Source organism: Kribbella sp. NPDC104740, from assembly GCF_055583505.1.
This window is the reverse complement of the sequence record NZ_JBVJNV010000009.1, coordinates 83,355-97,621: the sequence shown is the minus strand read 5'-3', so window position 1 is coordinate 97,621 and position 14,267 is coordinate 83,355. Positions and strand designations below refer to the sequence as shown.

The 14,267-nt window shown below is 69.4% G+C and carries 15 protein-coding genes and 2 tRNA genes; 7 read left to right on the top strand and 10 right to left on the bottom strand.

What is annotated here, in order from left to right:
* The first annotated feature begins 559 nt into the window (after positions 1–559).
* Positions 560–1,117, top strand: coding sequence for a flavoprotein (locus ACZ6Z4_RS34500; protein ID WP_465574711.1), 558 nt, complete (start codon positions 560–562; stop codon positions 1,115–1,117).
* 95 nt (positions 1,118–1,212) lie between these two features.
* Here the strand turns inward: ACZ6Z4_RS34500 and ACZ6Z4_RS34495 are convergent, their stop codons facing one another.
* The 5 genes from ACZ6Z4_RS34495 to leuC all read right to left on the bottom strand — a co-directional run bounded on the left by ACZ6Z4_RS34495 (position 1,213) and on the right by leuC (position 5,922).
* On the bottom strand, positions 1,213–1,746 hold the full coding sequence (locus tag ACZ6Z4_RS34495; RefSeq protein ID WP_465574708.1) for an NUDIX hydrolase: 534 nt from the start codon (positions 1,744–1,746) through the stop codon (positions 1,213–1,215).
* Between the two features lie 34 nt (positions 1,747–1,780).
* Positions 1,781–2,698, bottom strand: coding sequence for an LLM class flavin-dependent oxidoreductase (locus ACZ6Z4_RS34490; RefSeq protein ID WP_465574706.1), 918 nt, complete (start codon positions 2,696–2,698; stop codon positions 1,781–1,783).
* Positions 2,699–2,700: 2 nt separating this feature from the next.
* The gene (locus tag ACZ6Z4_RS34485) at positions 2,701–3,738 is read right to left on the bottom strand and encodes an SGNH/GDSL hydrolase family protein (RefSeq protein WP_465574703.1); all 1,038 of its coding nucleotides are present in this window, start codon (positions 3,736–3,738) and stop codon (positions 2,701–2,703) included.
* Positions 3,739–3,878: 140 nt separating this feature from the next.
* Entirely contained in the window at positions 3,879–4,478 is a 600-nt protein-coding gene (gene leuD, locus ACZ6Z4_RS34480; protein ID WP_465574700.1) for a 3-isopropylmalate dehydratase small subunit, read from the bottom strand.
* A gap of 13 nt (positions 4,479–4,491) precedes the next feature.
* Positions 4,492–5,922: a 3-isopropylmalate dehydratase large subunit gene (leuC, locus tag ACZ6Z4_RS34475; protein ID WP_465574697.1), complete on the bottom strand. Its 1,431-nt coding sequence runs from the start codon at positions 5,920–5,922 to the stop codon at positions 4,492–4,494.
* Positions 5,923–6,031: 109 nt separating this feature from the next.
* On the opposite strand from leuC, the gene ACZ6Z4_RS34470 reads away from it, so the two are divergent.
* The 4 genes from ACZ6Z4_RS34470 (at position 6,032) to ACZ6Z4_RS34455 (ending at position 9,041) form a co-directional block, all read left to right on the top strand.
* On the top strand, positions 6,032–6,751 hold the full coding sequence (locus ACZ6Z4_RS34470) for an IclR family transcriptional regulator (RefSeq protein WP_012922430.1): 720 nt from the start codon (positions 6,032–6,034) through the stop codon (positions 6,749–6,751).
* A 174-nt stretch (positions 6,752–6,925) separates the two neighbouring features.
* Positions 6,926–7,306 carry a hypothetical protein gene (locus ACZ6Z4_RS34465; RefSeq protein ID WP_465574691.1) on the top strand — a complete coding sequence of 127 codons (381 nt, stop codon included), beginning with the start codon at positions 6,926–6,928 and terminating at the stop codon, positions 7,304–7,306.
* A gap of 60 nt (positions 7,307–7,366) precedes the next feature.
* Positions 7,367–8,329 (top strand): hypothetical protein, encoded by a 963-nt coding sequence (locus ACZ6Z4_RS34460; protein ID WP_465574688.1) that lies wholly within the window; start codon positions 7,367–7,369, stop codon positions 8,327–8,329.
* A gap of 139 nt (positions 8,330–8,468) precedes the next feature.
* Positions 8,469–9,041 (top strand): HdeD family acid-resistance protein, encoded by a 573-nt coding sequence (locus tag ACZ6Z4_RS34455; protein WP_465574685.1) that lies wholly within the window; start codon positions 8,469–8,471, stop codon positions 9,039–9,041.
* 93 nt (positions 9,042–9,134) lie between these two features.
* Here the strand turns inward: ACZ6Z4_RS34455 and ACZ6Z4_RS34450 are convergent.
* The 5 genes from ACZ6Z4_RS34450 to ACZ6Z4_RS34430 form a co-directional block, all read right to left on the bottom strand.
* Positions 9,135–9,210 (bottom strand) — tRNA-Glu (locus ACZ6Z4_RS34450).
* Between the two features lie 81 nt (positions 9,211–9,291).
* Positions 9,292–9,363: transfer RNA gene (locus ACZ6Z4_RS34445), tRNA-Gln, on the bottom strand.
* Between the two features lie 118 nt (positions 9,364–9,481).
* The gene (locus ACZ6Z4_RS34440; protein WP_465574682.1) at positions 9,482–10,441 is read right to left on the bottom strand and encodes a lysostaphin resistance A-like protein; all 960 of its coding nucleotides are present in this window, start codon (positions 10,439–10,441) and stop codon (positions 9,482–9,484) included.
* Between the two features lie 4 nt (positions 10,442–10,445).
* A complete protein-coding gene (gltX, locus tag ACZ6Z4_RS34435) occupies positions 10,446–11,984 on the bottom strand; it encodes a glutamate--tRNA ligase (protein WP_465574679.1) in 1,539 nt (512 codons plus the stop codon).
* Complete coding sequence (locus ACZ6Z4_RS34430; protein WP_465574676.1) at positions 11,977–12,765, bottom strand: fumarylacetoacetate hydrolase family protein; 789 nt, start codon at positions 12,763–12,765, stop codon at positions 11,977–11,979. The genes gltX and ACZ6Z4_RS34430 overlap by 8 nt, the downstream gene beginning before the upstream one ends.
* A gap of 138 nt (positions 12,766–12,903) precedes the next feature.
* Here ACZ6Z4_RS34430 and ACZ6Z4_RS34425 point away from each other — a divergent pair, with 138 nt between their 5' ends.
* Positions 12,904–13,410 (top strand): GNAT family N-acetyltransferase, encoded by a 507-nt coding sequence (locus ACZ6Z4_RS34425; protein WP_465574673.1) that lies wholly within the window; start codon positions 12,904–12,906, stop codon positions 13,408–13,410.
* Positions 13,407–14,267, top strand: coding sequence for a 3-methyladenine DNA glycosylase (locus ACZ6Z4_RS34420; protein WP_465574670.1), 861 nt, complete (start codon positions 13,407–13,409; stop codon positions 14,265–14,267). Before ACZ6Z4_RS34425 ends, ACZ6Z4_RS34420 begins: the two co-directional genes overlap by 4 nt.

Below are 14,267 nucleotides of genomic sequence, written 5' to 3'. Positions count from 1 at the left end.
CCTGTTGGGGTGTGAAGGTGCTTCCCCCACGCGGGCTCCTCCGTTCGCTAGCGCTCACTACGGTGCCAGCTCCCGCCCACCCCTTGTTCAGCTGCGGGCTAGCGCCCGCCTTTGCGCGTGCTTCGCCCGCTTCAAGTGCGCGCTGACGCGCTTCAAGTGCAGCGCTGGCGCGCTCAGCAGGCGTGCTGTTGCCGATTTGGTTGCCCACTCTCCTCAGCTGACACCGCTCAGAACGACTTCGGCCGGCTGACGCGGGAGATACCCCAGATCTGCGGGAGTCCGCCTTGCACAGGAACCATCGGGGTGCGCGAAGATGGTGACTCCGTCGTCGAGCTTGCTCAAGAATCGCAAGCCGGGGAGAACCGCGCCCTGCACGAACCTGAGATCGCTGTCGAACCACACTCTCTCGTCCCGTAGGACGCAACAGCCGGCGCGCTATCACCCTCAGGTTCATGAGACCGTACAGTCACTCGCCATCAGCGATCAGCGAACGTCCGCCTCACTTGCGAGGTTCGCCGCATGGTGCGGCGTTCGTGTCTGAGCGGAGAGGTACGGACACATGAGTGAAACCCGCCGGCCGGTCCTCTATGCCCTGGTGACTGGTTCTCCCGCCGCCACCGACGTGGGCAGGCTGGTCGACCTCGCGCAGGCGGACGGCTGGGAAGTGTGCGTGATCGCCTCCCCCAACGGCCGGCCCTTCATCGACTGCGATGCCTTGGCAGCCAAGACCGGGCACGCGGTGCGGAGCGCCTACAAGGAGCCGGACGCCCCGGACGTCCTCCCGCCCGCCGACGCGATGATCGTCGCGCCCATCACCTGTAACAGCCTCGCCAAGTGGGCCGCGGGGATCTCTGACACTCTCCCCCTCGGGCTGCTCGTCGAGGCAGTGGGGAAGCGGCAGCCTGTCGTGGCGATGCCCTTCTCGAACTACGCGCAGATCAGCTTTCCGGCGGTGCAGCAGGCGATGGAGCGGTTGTCGAGCTGGGGTGTCACGATGCTCGTCGGCGACGAGGTCTACAAGCAGCACGAGCCCGGGACCGGCGAGAAATACATTCACCTCTTCCCATGGCACCTCGCCTGGGAAGCGCTTCTCGACCATCCCTGGCGGCGCACCTGACCCCGCCGAGAGAGACGGCGGCTGAGGCAGGCGCATCGCCCAACCCAGCCGCTGGGAAGCCGTACCAAACCTCGGCGGGCAACGTCGGCCGTCGATCAGCGCGTCTCCTCGATCATCAACCGCAGCAACGCCAACTGCGACGAAGCCCCGATGATCTCCCCGTTCGCGATCCGCGCGAGCACGGAGTCCAACGGGATCCAGGCAATCTCCTGGGCTTCGTTGATGTCGGACGGTTCGCCGATGTAGTCGGCTCCTCTGGCGACATAGATCAGGTTCTCCGCGTCAGCGATCCCCACGTTCGGCTGGGCCGACATCAGATACTCGACGTCGCGCGGCCGCCACCCGGTCTCCTCCTCGACCTCGCGGCTTGCCGTGACGGCAGGGTCCTCGTCCGGATCGACGTAACCGCCGGGCAGCTCCCAAACCCACCGATCGATGATGAACCGATGCCGCCGCATCATCAGCACGCTGCCACTGCCGTTCAGCACCGCCACGATGGCGGCCTTGGGGATCCGCAGCACGTACTGCTCGAACGTCACCCCGTCCGGCAACTCCACCGACGCCACGCTCAACGTCAACCGCCGCGAAGCATCAACAACCCGCTCGCCATGAATGGTCCACTTGGTCACGCCCGCACGCTACCCAGCATGCAGGCACGAACACTCAGGACACGAAGCGAGCCCGGACCCCCACGGCCACCTCCTCCGCGAAACGACGCGTCTGCTCGACAGCGTCCCCCTCAGGCATCATCACGAACCCGTTGAACGACGTCTCCTCGGCGAGCCCTGTGATGATGTCGATCCAGCCCCGGACGTCGGTGCGGATCGGCTCTGACCCGCGCAGGGTGCTGTCACCAGCGTCAGGCGTGATCGTGCCAACCAGTTGGGCGATCCTGCGGACATCGGACGGCGCACGCCCGGCCTCGGCCGCGCTGCGGTCGATCGTTCGATGGCCCTCGGCCCATCGTTCGTACGGAAAGTACGGCGCGATCGGCGCGGCCCAGCCGTCCGCGACACGACCGGTCAGTTCCAGGCTCCGCGGGCCCATGGCGCCGACCCAGATCTCCACGCCGGCGGGGTCGGGAGTCTGGCCCCCCATGCCTTCGACCGGGTACCACGGGCCGGCCGAGGTCACCGTCGCATCGTCGTGCCACAGTTGCCGCATCAGCGCGATCGCCTCTTCCTGCGCCGCGAGGGCCTGCGCAGCGGTTCGTCGTTCGACGCCCATCGAGGCGATGCCGTCCCACAGACCACCGGCGCCCAGGCCGAGCTGGAAGCGTCCGCCCGAGAGGGTGCTCAGCGAGCTTGCGGCCCGCGCCAGCATCGGTGCGGGGCGTAGCGGCAGGTTCGCCACGTCGGGGAAGAAGTGCACCTGCTCGGTCCGCGGGATCAGGTCGGCGATCACGGCGAGCGCGTCCAGCTGGCTTGCGACGAACGGAAGGTCCTGGACGCCGACGAGATCGAGGCCGCCCTGGTCGGCCGCGGCCGCCACTGCTCGCAGCCGTTCCGGTGCGCGCTCCGGCGAGACGGCGACCCCGAAGACGAGCCGATTCAAACGATGGTCATCAGAGGTGATAGTCATCGTCAGGCCGTGACCACAGCGAGTTCGGCCGCCGCGATGTCGGCCGCGCCGGTCGCGTTCGGGTGGAACATGTCGTTCATCAGCCCCGCATCGCGGGCCGCGCCGAAATCGCCCCACCGGTCGAACAGATCCAGGACCGGTACGTCGGTCGCGTCCGCCACGGCGTGGACGGCCTTGCGATAGGGATCGAGGTCCACCAACGCCGGGTCGCCCGGGATCTGCACCTCGAGTACGACGTCGCAGGTGTCGACCAGCGCATCGACCATGGCGCGCAGGTTGGCGGCGTACCGATCCGGCGGGACCGCGAGACCATGGGCGTCGTTGGTCATCAAGGCGATGATCGCGAGATCCGGAGCCCAGGCCACGACGTGCCGCAGTGCCGAGTACGGCGCACCGCCGGCCACCCAGTCCTCGGTCGTCGACATCGAGATGCCGAAGTCTCCGACCGCGATGCCGGCCGCGGCCTCGATCCCGATACTGCCCACCTGGAGCACGCCCGCGTCACCGGCGACCGTCACCGTCACGCGGTGCTCCCCGGCCGCGAGCCCCTGCAGCGGGATCTCGGTCGCCACCGGACCGGCTCCTCCGCGAGGGGTGACCAGGACGGCTTCGCCGCCGTCGACCCCGATCCGGAACGGTCGCGAGTCCGCGCCGTGGATCACCCGAGCCCGGTAGTCGCCGGCGTCCCCGATCGACGCGGTGAACTCGATCGAGTCACCCGCCGTACGCGACGCCGCATAGGTGGTCAGCGCATCCTGGTCGAGCTCGGACCACGCACCCCTGAACGCCAGGCGGGAGTCCGCCGTCCGCGTGCGGGGGTTCATGATCACCGACGCGCCACGAACCGGGAATCCCTGGGCGGCCAGCATCCCCGCCATCACCACGGGCGGCGACTGGGTGCTCGGCTGCAGCCCTTGGCCGGCGCTGATCGAGTCGCCGATCTTGGCGTAGCGGGCCGCTCCCGTTCCCGCCACGGTCGCCGCACGGCGCCACCGCCACCGCCGCAGCGCCGCCGCCGTCATCCCGTAGATCTCCGTCATGATGCCTCCCTGTCGAGCAACCCGATTGGTCACCAAAGATTATAGTCACAGATCATGACTAAATCCACCGACAGCAAAAGGGCCGGCGAACAGGAGAGATCCCCCTGTCCGCCGGCCCCCGAAGAAGAGCCGCTACGAACTCAAGCCTTGGCAGGCAACGTCGCCGGCTTGAAGCTCGGCCGCGTCGCCTCGTAGGCCTCGATCGCGTCCGCGTGCGACAGCGTGATACCGACGTCGTCCAGCCCGTTGAGCAGCCGGTAGCGCGTGTAGTCGTCGATCTCGAACGGCGCCGACAGCGCACCCGCCGAGATCGTCTTGGCCTCGAGGTCCACCGTGACTTTGGTCCCCGGGTCGGCCTCGATCGTCGACCACAGCTCCTCGACGACCTCCTCGGTGACGAGCGCGGCGAGCAGGCCCGCCTTGCCCGAGTTCCCGCGGAAGATGTCGCCGAAGCGCGACGAGACGACGACCCGGAAGCCGTAGTCGAGCAGCGCCCACACCGCGTGCTCACGCGAAGACCCGGTCCCGAAGTCGGGGCCGGCGACGAGCACCGAGACGCCCTCGTGCTCCGGCTGGTTCAGGACGAAGGCAGGATCGTTGCGCCAGGCAGCGAACAGGCCGTCCTCGAAGCCGGTGCGGGTGACCCGCTTCAGGTAGACGGCGGGGATGATCTGGTCGGTGTCGACGTTGCTGCGGCGCAGCGGGGCCGCGGTGCCGATGTGCTGGGTGAAGGCGTCCATGATTCCTTTGTCCTCAGACGTTCTCGGGTACGGCGACCTCGACCGGCGGCAGGTCTGCCGGCGCAGCCAAGGTTCCAGTGACGGCGGTGGCGGCGGCGACGAGCGGCGACACCAGGTGCGTGCGCCCGCCCTTGCCCTGCCGGCCTTCGAAGTTGCGGTTCGACGTCGACGCGCTGCGCTCGCCTGGGGCCAGCTGGTCCGGGTTCATGCCCAGGCACATCGAGCAGCCCGCGCCGCGCCACTCGGCGCCGGCGTCCTTGAAGATCGCGTCCAGCCCCTCGGCCTCGGCCTGCAGGCGGACCCGGCCCGACCCCGGTACGACGAGCATCCGGGTGCCCTCGGCAACCTTCCGCCCGGCCAGTACGCCGGCCGCGGCGCGCAGGTCCTCGATCCGCCCATTCGTGCAGGAGCCCAGGAAGACGGTGTCGACCTGGATCTCGCGCAGCGGCGTCCCTGCGGTCAGGCCCATGTACTCCAGCGCCCGCTCAGCCGCGACCCGGTCGTTCTCGGTCTCGAAGTCCGACGGCGACGGCACGTTCGCCGACAGCGGCAGCCCCTGGCCCGGGTTGGTGCCCCAGGTGACGAACGGCGCGATGTCCTCGGCGCGCAGCACGACCTCACGGTCGAACGACGCGTCGGCGTCGGTGGCCAGGCTGTTCCAGTACTCGACCGCGGCTTCCCAGTCGACGCCCTGCGGCGCGTGCGGCTTGTCCTTGAGGTACGAGTACGTCGTCTCGTCCGGCGCGATCATGCCGGCCTTGGCGCCCCACTCGATCGACATGTTGCAGATCGTCATCCGGGCTTCCATCGACAGCGCGCGGATCGCCTCGCCGCGGTACTCGACGATGTAGCCCTGCCCGCCGCCGGTGCCGACCTGCGCGATCAGCGCGAGCACCAGGTCCTTGGCCGAGACGCCGTCCGGCAGGACGCCGTCGACCGTGACCGCCATCGTCTTCGGACGGGCCTGCATCAGCGTCTGGGTGGCCAGCACGTGCTCGACCTCGCTGGTGCCGATCCCGAACGCGATCGCGCCGAACGCGCCGTGCGTCGAGGTGTGGCTGTCACCGCAGACCACGGTCATCCCGGGCTGGGTCAGGCCGAGCTGCGGGCCGATCACGTGCACGACGCCCTGGTCGGGGTCGCCGAGGGTGTGGATCCGGATCCCGAACTCCTCGGCGTTCTTGCGCAGCGTGTCGACCTGCGTGCGCGAGACCGGGTCGGCGATCGGCTTGTCCACGTCGTACGTCGGGACGTTGTGGTCCTCGGTCGCGATCGTCAGGTCGGGCCGCCGGACCGGGCGGTCGGCCAGCCGCAGTCCGTCGAAGGCCTGCGGGCTGGTCACCTCGTGGACCAGGTGGAGGTCGATGTAGAGGAGGTCGGGTTCCCCGTCGGCGTGACGCACGACATGTGCGTCCCAGACCTTTTCCGACAACGTCCTGCCCATCAGACTTCTCCTTCGGGTGGTGTACTGAGGTGCGCTTTGGCTCACAGTGCGCCGAGATGAGGCGCTCACGCGACTTGCGTTCCACGATTCGAGACGGCAATATCGTCTCATGGACAACTCTAGCGGAGTCGGCGTTCTCGACAAAGCAGCTCTCGTTCTGTCCGCACTCGAGTCCGGGCCGGCGACCCTGGCCGGACTCGTGGCGGCGACGGGGCTGGCCCGCCCGACGGCGCACCGCCTGGCCGTCGCGCTCGAGCACCACCGGCTGGTGGGGCGCGACATGCAGGGCCGCTTCGTGCTCGGGCCCCGCCTGAGCGAGCTCGCGTCCGCCGCCGGCGAGGACCGCCTGCTGGCGACCGCCGGCCCGGTGCTGGCCCGCCTCCGCGACATCACCGGTGAGTCCGCGCAGCTGTTCCGCCGCCAGGGCGAGTACCGGGTGTGCGTCGCGGCCGCCGAGCGTCCGTCCGGTCTGCGCGACACCGTCCCGGTCGGCAGCCAGCTGACCATGGCCGCCGGGTCGGCCGCCCAAATACTGCTGGCCTGGGAGGACCCGGAGCGGATGCACCGCGGCCTCCACAACGCGACCTTCAACGCCGCGGCCCTGGCCGGCGTACGGCGTCGTGGCTGGGCGCACTCAGTCGGCGAGCGCGAGCAGGGCGTCGCCTCGGTCTCGGCGCCGGTCCGCTCCCCCTCCGGCAAGGTGATCGCGGCCGTGTCGGTCTCCGGCCCGATCGAGCGGCTGTCCCGCCAGCCCGGCCGGATGCACGCCCCGGCCGTGATGGCCGCCGCCGAACGCCTCTCCGAAGCGCTGCGCCGCGCTTCCGAGTAACGCCTGTACGAACAGCAGGAGAAGGCCCGACCGCACACCCCGCGGTCGGGCCTTCTTTTCGTGTGTGGCCCCGCTGGCAGATCTCAGCCATCCTTCAGCGCTTCCGCGCCGCGAGAAGTATTCATGTTTTACGTTTTATTCGCCACCCCCGATCCTCGACCGTTGGAGTGCTTCGTGAAACGTCTCATCACCCTGCTGGCCGCCGCCGCCCTCGCCGGAGGAGCCGCGATCGCCGGCACCCCCGTCGCGTCCGCAGCCCCGGCCGGCGACGACAGTTCCTGGTTCTTCGCCTACCCGGGCGAGTACCTCACCGGATCGGGCTGGGGCTTCCAGCCCGCCTGGAACCACTACCCGCAGGGCCCTTCCTTCCGGGTGCGGTCGGTCTGGAACAACTCCGACTCGGAGGTCTGCGGCGGTTATCTGTCGCCAGGCTCGGAATCGGACAGCAACAGGTACAACTTCTGGCCGCGCGCCCAGTGGAACACCCTCGGCTGGCCGTACGACGACTGGCACCCGCTGAACGACTTCTGGCTTCGCGACGGCAAGCACTGCTGATCCGGCCCGCCCAGTGACGCCCCGCCGCCGGCGGGGCGTCACTGCCCGAAGGAGAATCTCGTGCGCGTGTCCCGCCTCGCCCTTGCCACCGTCGCCCTGCTCGGCATCTCTGCCTGCGCACCGGCCGACAGCACTCCTGCCTCGATCCTCAGCGGTCTCCTCCCCAAGTCCTCGACCTCACCGATCGACGACCACACGCTCCGGTACGACGACGGCTCGGGCTCGCTGCAGATCTCGGTCACCCGCATCCCGACCCCATACCTCGACCAGGCGACGCTCTGCCCACCGCTCTCCGAGCGGCCGTACGACGACTGCGACCGGACCCGTCGCCCCGACGGCGCGTTCCTGACCGTCAGCCAGGGCTTCACGGACCCCCGCAAGCCGGCCGGCGTCCGCCAGTGGACCGCAACCCTCGGTACGCCGGACGGCGCGCTGATCTCGCTGACCGAGTGGAACGCGCCAACCGCCGATGCCACCCGGGCCTCCCGCCCACATCCACCGCTCACCCCGGACCAGCTCCGCGATGTCGTCACCTCCTCCGACTGGCAACCCGTGTGGTCACGCCTGGCCGAACCACCGGCGCCACCGGCCGCACCCAGCCGCGGGGACCTTCCACCTGACCGGATGCTCGCCGTACTGCGTCGGCACGTGCCCGCCCCGATCGAGATCGGGAGAACTGCAGCTGGCGGCAGCGGCTACCTCGAAGCCGTCCTGGACGGCGGCACCGGGCAAAGCCTGGTGACCATGACCGTGCAGCAGTGGAGTGAGACCAGCAGCCTCACCGACATCTTCAAGGCCTCGACCCGCACACCGGACGGCACTCGTCTCGTCACCCGGCACCACAAGCTCGGTGGTGGAGCGGTCCAGGACGATGTCGACGTCCTGACACCCCGCGGTCGTCGCGCCGTGGTCACCCAGGTCAACGCGCTCGCCCCCGGCCTCGCCCCGAGCAGATCGAAGAACCCGCTCACTCTCGAGCAGCAAACGGCCCTGACGTTGAGCCTGCTGCAGCAAGCCGGCTGACCGCCGCAACAAGCAGCAGGCCAGTCCTCGACGGTCTGGCTTTCTTGCAGCTCGACCACAACCCTTGTCGATCCCCCGCCCGCGGGATCACGATGAAGACGGGTTGCGGCCCGTCCCGGGCCGGCCCTGGGAGGTCGGTATGGAGCGTGACTGGCTCTCGGTCGGATGGAAGATGCTGGTCGCCCGCGGCGCGGTCGGCATCGTGTTCGGGATCCTGGCCATCGTGTGGCCGCTCTCGACGGCGATCGCGCTGGCCCTGCTGTGGGGCTTCTGGGCGCTGATGGACGGCATCGGCTCGCTGGCGCAGGCCTTCCAGCCGCAGGCGCAGGGCCGGGTCTGGCTGATCGTGATGGGAGTGATCGCGCTGGTCGCGGCGTTCTTCGCGATCTTCAGCCCGGCGACGACGGCGGTGACGCTGACCTGGATCCTCGGGATCTGGCTGATCGTCCGTGGCCTGTTCGAGGTGTTCGGGGCCTTCGGCAGCAACTTGGCGACGCCGCGCTGGCTGCTGCTGCTCAGTGCCGCGCTGTCGATCCTGATCGGCATCCTGTTCGCGGCCAACCCGGGCGCGGGTGCGGTGACGATCGCGACCTGGCTCGGCGTCGTCGCGCTGCTGTGGGGCGCGGTCTTCGTGCTCGGCGGTCTCGCCGTACGCCGGGAGCTGGCCGGCTCGACGAGCCCGACGACTCCGCCGAACCTCGCGACCCCCTGAGAAACCCGGGCGCGAGGAAACAGGCCTCGAGAAACCGGTGGGCCCGAGAGACCAGAAGCGCCTCTCACCCTGAGGTGAGAGGCGCTCTTTCTCTGGTAGCCCCGACGGGATTCGAACCCGCGCTACCGCCTTGAGAGGGCGGCGTGCTAGGCCGCTACACAACGGGGCCAGAGGGTTGTTGCGTGATCCTTGCGGATCTGGCAACGAGGAAGGACTCTACCGATTTTCATCGGCCGGGTCCAATCGCTCGCTGGGGTACTAGGACTCGAACCTAGACTAACTGAACCAGAATCAGACGGGCTGCCAATTACCCCATACCCCAAAGGCATTTCACCGGTTTTCTGAGTTCGTTTCCGCCCTCATCACCCGGCTCAGAGAGCATACCGAAGTCCGGGCCCAGACACCAAAACGAGTCCCCGCTGAACCAGATGTCACTCGTGTCACACCAGTCTCTTGCCCGGGCCACCGATCACCGGCGCGTGCACCAGCGGCAGGTCGCAGGTGGTCTCCAGGTCCTGCTTGCGCGCCAGCAGCACGGCCACAACGCCGAACAGCACGAACTTCGAGATGTCCACCGCCACCAGCCCCCAGCCCGCGTCCGAGGCGTTCAGGCTGGCGTTCACGCTGTTGGTCAGCGCGGCGTAGATGAACGTCACCACGTTGTTGGCCGCGTGCGCCGCGATCGACGCCTCCAGACCACCGGTCCGTACGGCGAGGAAGCCCGCGACCAGCCCGAAGGCGAAGCGGTCCAGGAACAGCGCCGGGCTCTCCCACGGCCACACTCCGTGCGCCATCGTGAACAGTACGGTCGTCACCACGACGGCGACCACCGAGCTGCGGACGAACGCACCGACGGCCTGCAGCAGGTACCCGCGGAAGAAGTACTCCTCCCCCGCGGCCTGCAGCGAAGACGTCAGCACCACGACGGCGATCACGCCGGCCGCATCAGCCGCCGCGCCCTTGCCGTCACCACTGAGCAGCTCGACCCCGCCGACCTTGATCACACCGAGCATCACCAGCTCGACCACCACGGCGGCCAGCCCGAACCACAGCATCGGCCGCCAGCGGATCCGGCCGACCACCGACGACAGCAGCCCCGGCGTCTGCTTGTTCAGCCGGGTCGCGACGAGCATCGTCAGCGGGATCAGCACGATCAGCGTGAAGTTCGTGGTCAGCAACCCGAACCAGGAGATCGTGCCCTCGGGATCCTTGCGGATCGCGAACCCGATCACCTGGATCAGCAGGCTGAGGAACATCCACCCGGCCAGGACGGCGAACGCTCCGAGCACCACGGTCCACCCGGCCGTGACCGGGTTGCGCAGCAGCCGGTGGTACGGCTGCGGCCCCGCGTCCCGGGGGTCCGCGGTGGACCCGGGACGCGGCGTCGCGTCGTACGGCATCAGCTCACTCCGCCGGGAGCAGGGTGCGGGCGTGCTCGAGCCGGTGCAGCGCCTTGTCGCGGCCGAGCAGCTCCAGCGACTCGAACAGCGGCGGCGAGATCCGGCGGCCGGAGATCGCCACCCGGACCGGGCCGAACGCGTTCTTCGGCTTCAGCCCGAGACCCTCGATCAGCGAGGCGCGCAGCGCGGCCTCGATCGCCTCGGTGCTCCAGTCGGACAAGTTCGACAGCGCCTTCACCGAGGCCTCCAGCACGGCGCCGGCGTCACCGGTCAGCACCTTGCCGGCGGCGTCGGCGTCGACCTTGAACGCCTCGTCGGCGACGAACAGGAAGCCGAGCATGTCGACCGACTCCGACAGCGAGTTCATCCGCTCCTGCACCAGCGGTACGGCGGCGGTCAGCAACTGCTGCTGCTCCTCGGTCGGCTCGGCCGGCAGCACGCCGGCCTTGGCCAGGAACGGCACCACCCGGCGGCCGAACTCGGCCGGCTCCAGCAGCCGCATGTGCGAGGCGTTGATCGCCTCGCACTTCTTCGGGTCGAAGCGGGCCGCGTTCGAGTTCACCTTGCGGATGTCGAAGGCCTCGATCATCTCGGCCATCGTGAACACGTCACGGTCCTCGGCGATCGACCAGCCGAGCAGCGCCAGGTAGTTCAGCAGGCCCTCGGGCAGGAAGCCGCGCTCCATGTACTCGCCGAGGCCGGCGCCCGGGTCGCGCTTGGACAGCTTCTTGTTGCCCTCGCCCATCACGAACGGCAGGTGCCCGAACCGCGGCGTCCGGCCGGAGCCGATGCCGATCTCGGCCAGCGCCTCGTACAGGGCGATCTGCCGCGGCGTCGACGGCAGCAGGTCCTCGCCGCGCAGCACGTGGGTGATCTCCATCAGCGCGTCGTCGACCGGGTTCACCAGCGGGTACAGCGGGAAGCCGTTGGCCCGGACCAGCACGTAGTCGCCGAGGTTCTCGGGCAGGAAGGTGATCTCGCCGCGGACCAGGTCGGTGAAGGTGATCGGCCGGTCCGGCATCCGCAGCCGGACGACGGGCCGGCGGCCCTCGTCGACGTACGCCTTGACCTGCTCCTGCGTGAGCGTGCGGCAGTGGCCGTCGTACCCGCTGTGCTGGCCGGCCTGACGGGCGGCCTCGCGGCGCTGGTCGAGCTCCTCCTGCGAGCAGTAGCAGTGGTACGCCTTGCCGGCGCCGAGCAGCTTCGCGACGACGTCGGCGTAGATGTCCATCCGCTCGGTCTGCTTGTACGGGCCAAAGTCGCCGCCGACCTCGGGACCCTCGTCCCAGCCGATGCCGAGCCAGCGCAGCGAGTCGAGCGTGTACTGCAGCGCCTCGGGGGTGTTGCGGGCCGCGTCGGTGTCCTCGATCCGCAGCACCAGCTTGCCGCCGTAGTGGCGGGCGAAGGCCCAGGCGAACAGCGCCGTACGGATGTTGCCGACGGTCAGCAGACCGGTCGGGGACGGCGCGAAGCGCAGGCGGACCTGGCTCGGCTCGAGACCGCCGAGGACGTCGTCGTCAGTCGGGGCAGGCCTGTCAGTCACGCACGATCACCTTGTTCGTCAGAGTTCCGATTCCTTCGACGCTGACCGCGACCTCGTCGCCGGGCAGCATCGGGCCGACACCCGCGGGGGTGCCGGTGAGCACCACGTCGCCGGGCAGCAGCGTGGTGAAGGAGGTGATGTAGGCCAGCACCTCCGGGATGTCGAAGATGAACTGCGAGGTCCGGCCGTCCTGCTTCGGCTCGCCGTTCAGCTCGGTGCTGACCCGCACGTCGGAGACGTCCAGGTCGGTCTGGATCCAGGGGCCGAGCGGGCAGAACGTGTCGTAGCCCTTGGCCCGGGCCCACTGACCGTCGGTCTTCTGCAGATCGCGCGCGGTCACGTCGTTGGCGATCGTGTAGCCGAAGATGACCTCCTCGGCGCGCTCGCGGGGCAGGTCGCGGCAGATCCGGCCGATCACGATCGCCAGCTCGCCCTCGAAGTGCAGGTTGTTGGTCTGCTCGGGGTAGACGATGCCGTCGCGCGGGCCGATCACCGAGGTGTTCGGCTTCAGGAAGATCATCGGCTCGGCCGGGACGTCGTTGCCCAGCTCGGCGGCGTGGTCGGCGTAGTTGCGCCCGACGCAGACCACCTTGCTGCGCGGGATCACCGGGGCCAGCAGCCGGACGTCGGCCAGCTGCAGCACCTCGCCGGTCAGCTGGACCGGGCGGTACAGCGGGTCCGAGTCGAGCACGGCGACGGTACCGACGAGCCCTTCGGGGTCGTCGGTCTCGACGAGCCCGTACTTCGGTTCGTCGTCGACGGAGAATCTGGCGATACGCACGGCCGGCCTTCGGTCGGGGGGATTGAACGGCCCGAGCCTACCGCCGCCTGCGGACAGCCTCCGATCCGGCAACCCGCTCGCTCTCTTTCCCTTCCTTCTCTTTTTCCTGTCCCCAGCCTGTGGTGAGACAGTTGTCGGGTGACCTCCGAAGCCACCGCCGCGTTCACGATCCGCCTGGCCGAGCCCGCCGAGTACGCCGCCGTCGGCGAACTTACCGCCGAGGCGTACGCGAACGACGGCTTCATCCCGGCCGGCACCGACTACGGTGACGTGCTGCGCGCGGCCGCGGATCGCGCCGAACGCGCCGAGCTGTGGGTCGCCGCTGCCGGTGACGACCTGCTCGGCACCGTCACGTACTGCCTGCCCGGCTCCTTCTACGGCGAGATCGGGCAGCCGCACGAGGGCGAGTTCCGGATGCTCGGCGTCTCGGCGAAGGCCCGCGGCCTGGGCGTCGGTACGGCGCTCACCGAGCACTGCATCGACCGCTCCCGCGAGCTGGGCTTCACCCACGTCGTCCTGTGCAGCGCCGAGTACATGAAGCAGGCGCACCGCCTCTACGAACGCCTCGGCTTCACCCGCGTCCCCGAACGGGACTGGGTCCCCCGGGAGGGCGTCAACCTGTACGCGTTCTCACTCGCGCTGTGACCGTTCTTCTTTCCCCCTCCGAATGGGAACCACTCGCCGCCGCCCACGCCGAGCGAGTCGACCAACTCGTGGCCGGTCACCTCGCGCGCCGGCAGCGCCGTGAAGCGCACCCCGTCGAGGACTTCCTCTTCACCTACTACCCCACCCGCCCGAACCAGCTCCGCGTCTGGCACCCCGGCCCCGGCGTCACGCTGCTCGGCGGTTCGGCGTACGAGGGTCGCAAGGGCTACCTGTACGCCGACGGCGCCGCGCGCCTGGACCCGGCCGAGATCGAGCGCCGGGCCGACAGCATCACCTGGATCCGCCGCCTGCTCGCCGCGACGCTGGACCGCCAGCCGCAGTTCGGCTGCTTCGGGCTGCACGAGTGGGCGATGGTCTACCGCCTGCAACCCGGCGAGGTCCGGCACGAGAAGTGGCCGCTGCGACTAGGTGCCGAGGGCACCGATCAGGTGGTCGAGTCGCACAAGATCGGCTGCTCGCACTTCGACGCCTTCCGCTTCTTCACCGAACCGGCCCGCCCGCTGAACGCGCTGCAGCCGACCCGCGAGCTCCAGCCCGCGCTCGAGCAGGGCGGTTGCCTGCACGCGAACATGGACCTCTACAAGTGGGCCACCAAGCTCGCGCCGTTCACCCCGAGCACGCTGCTGCTGTCCTGCTTCGAGCTCGCCAAGGACATCCGCACGCTCGACATGCGAGCGTCGCCGTACGACCTGGCCCCGCTCGGCTACACCCCGGTCCCGATCGAAACTCCAGCTGGCAAGGCCGAGTACGCCGCCGCCCAACGCGCGTTCGCCGCCCGCGCCCGCCCGCTCCGCGAACAGCTCGTCGACCTGTGCGACGAACTGCTGCCGACCTGA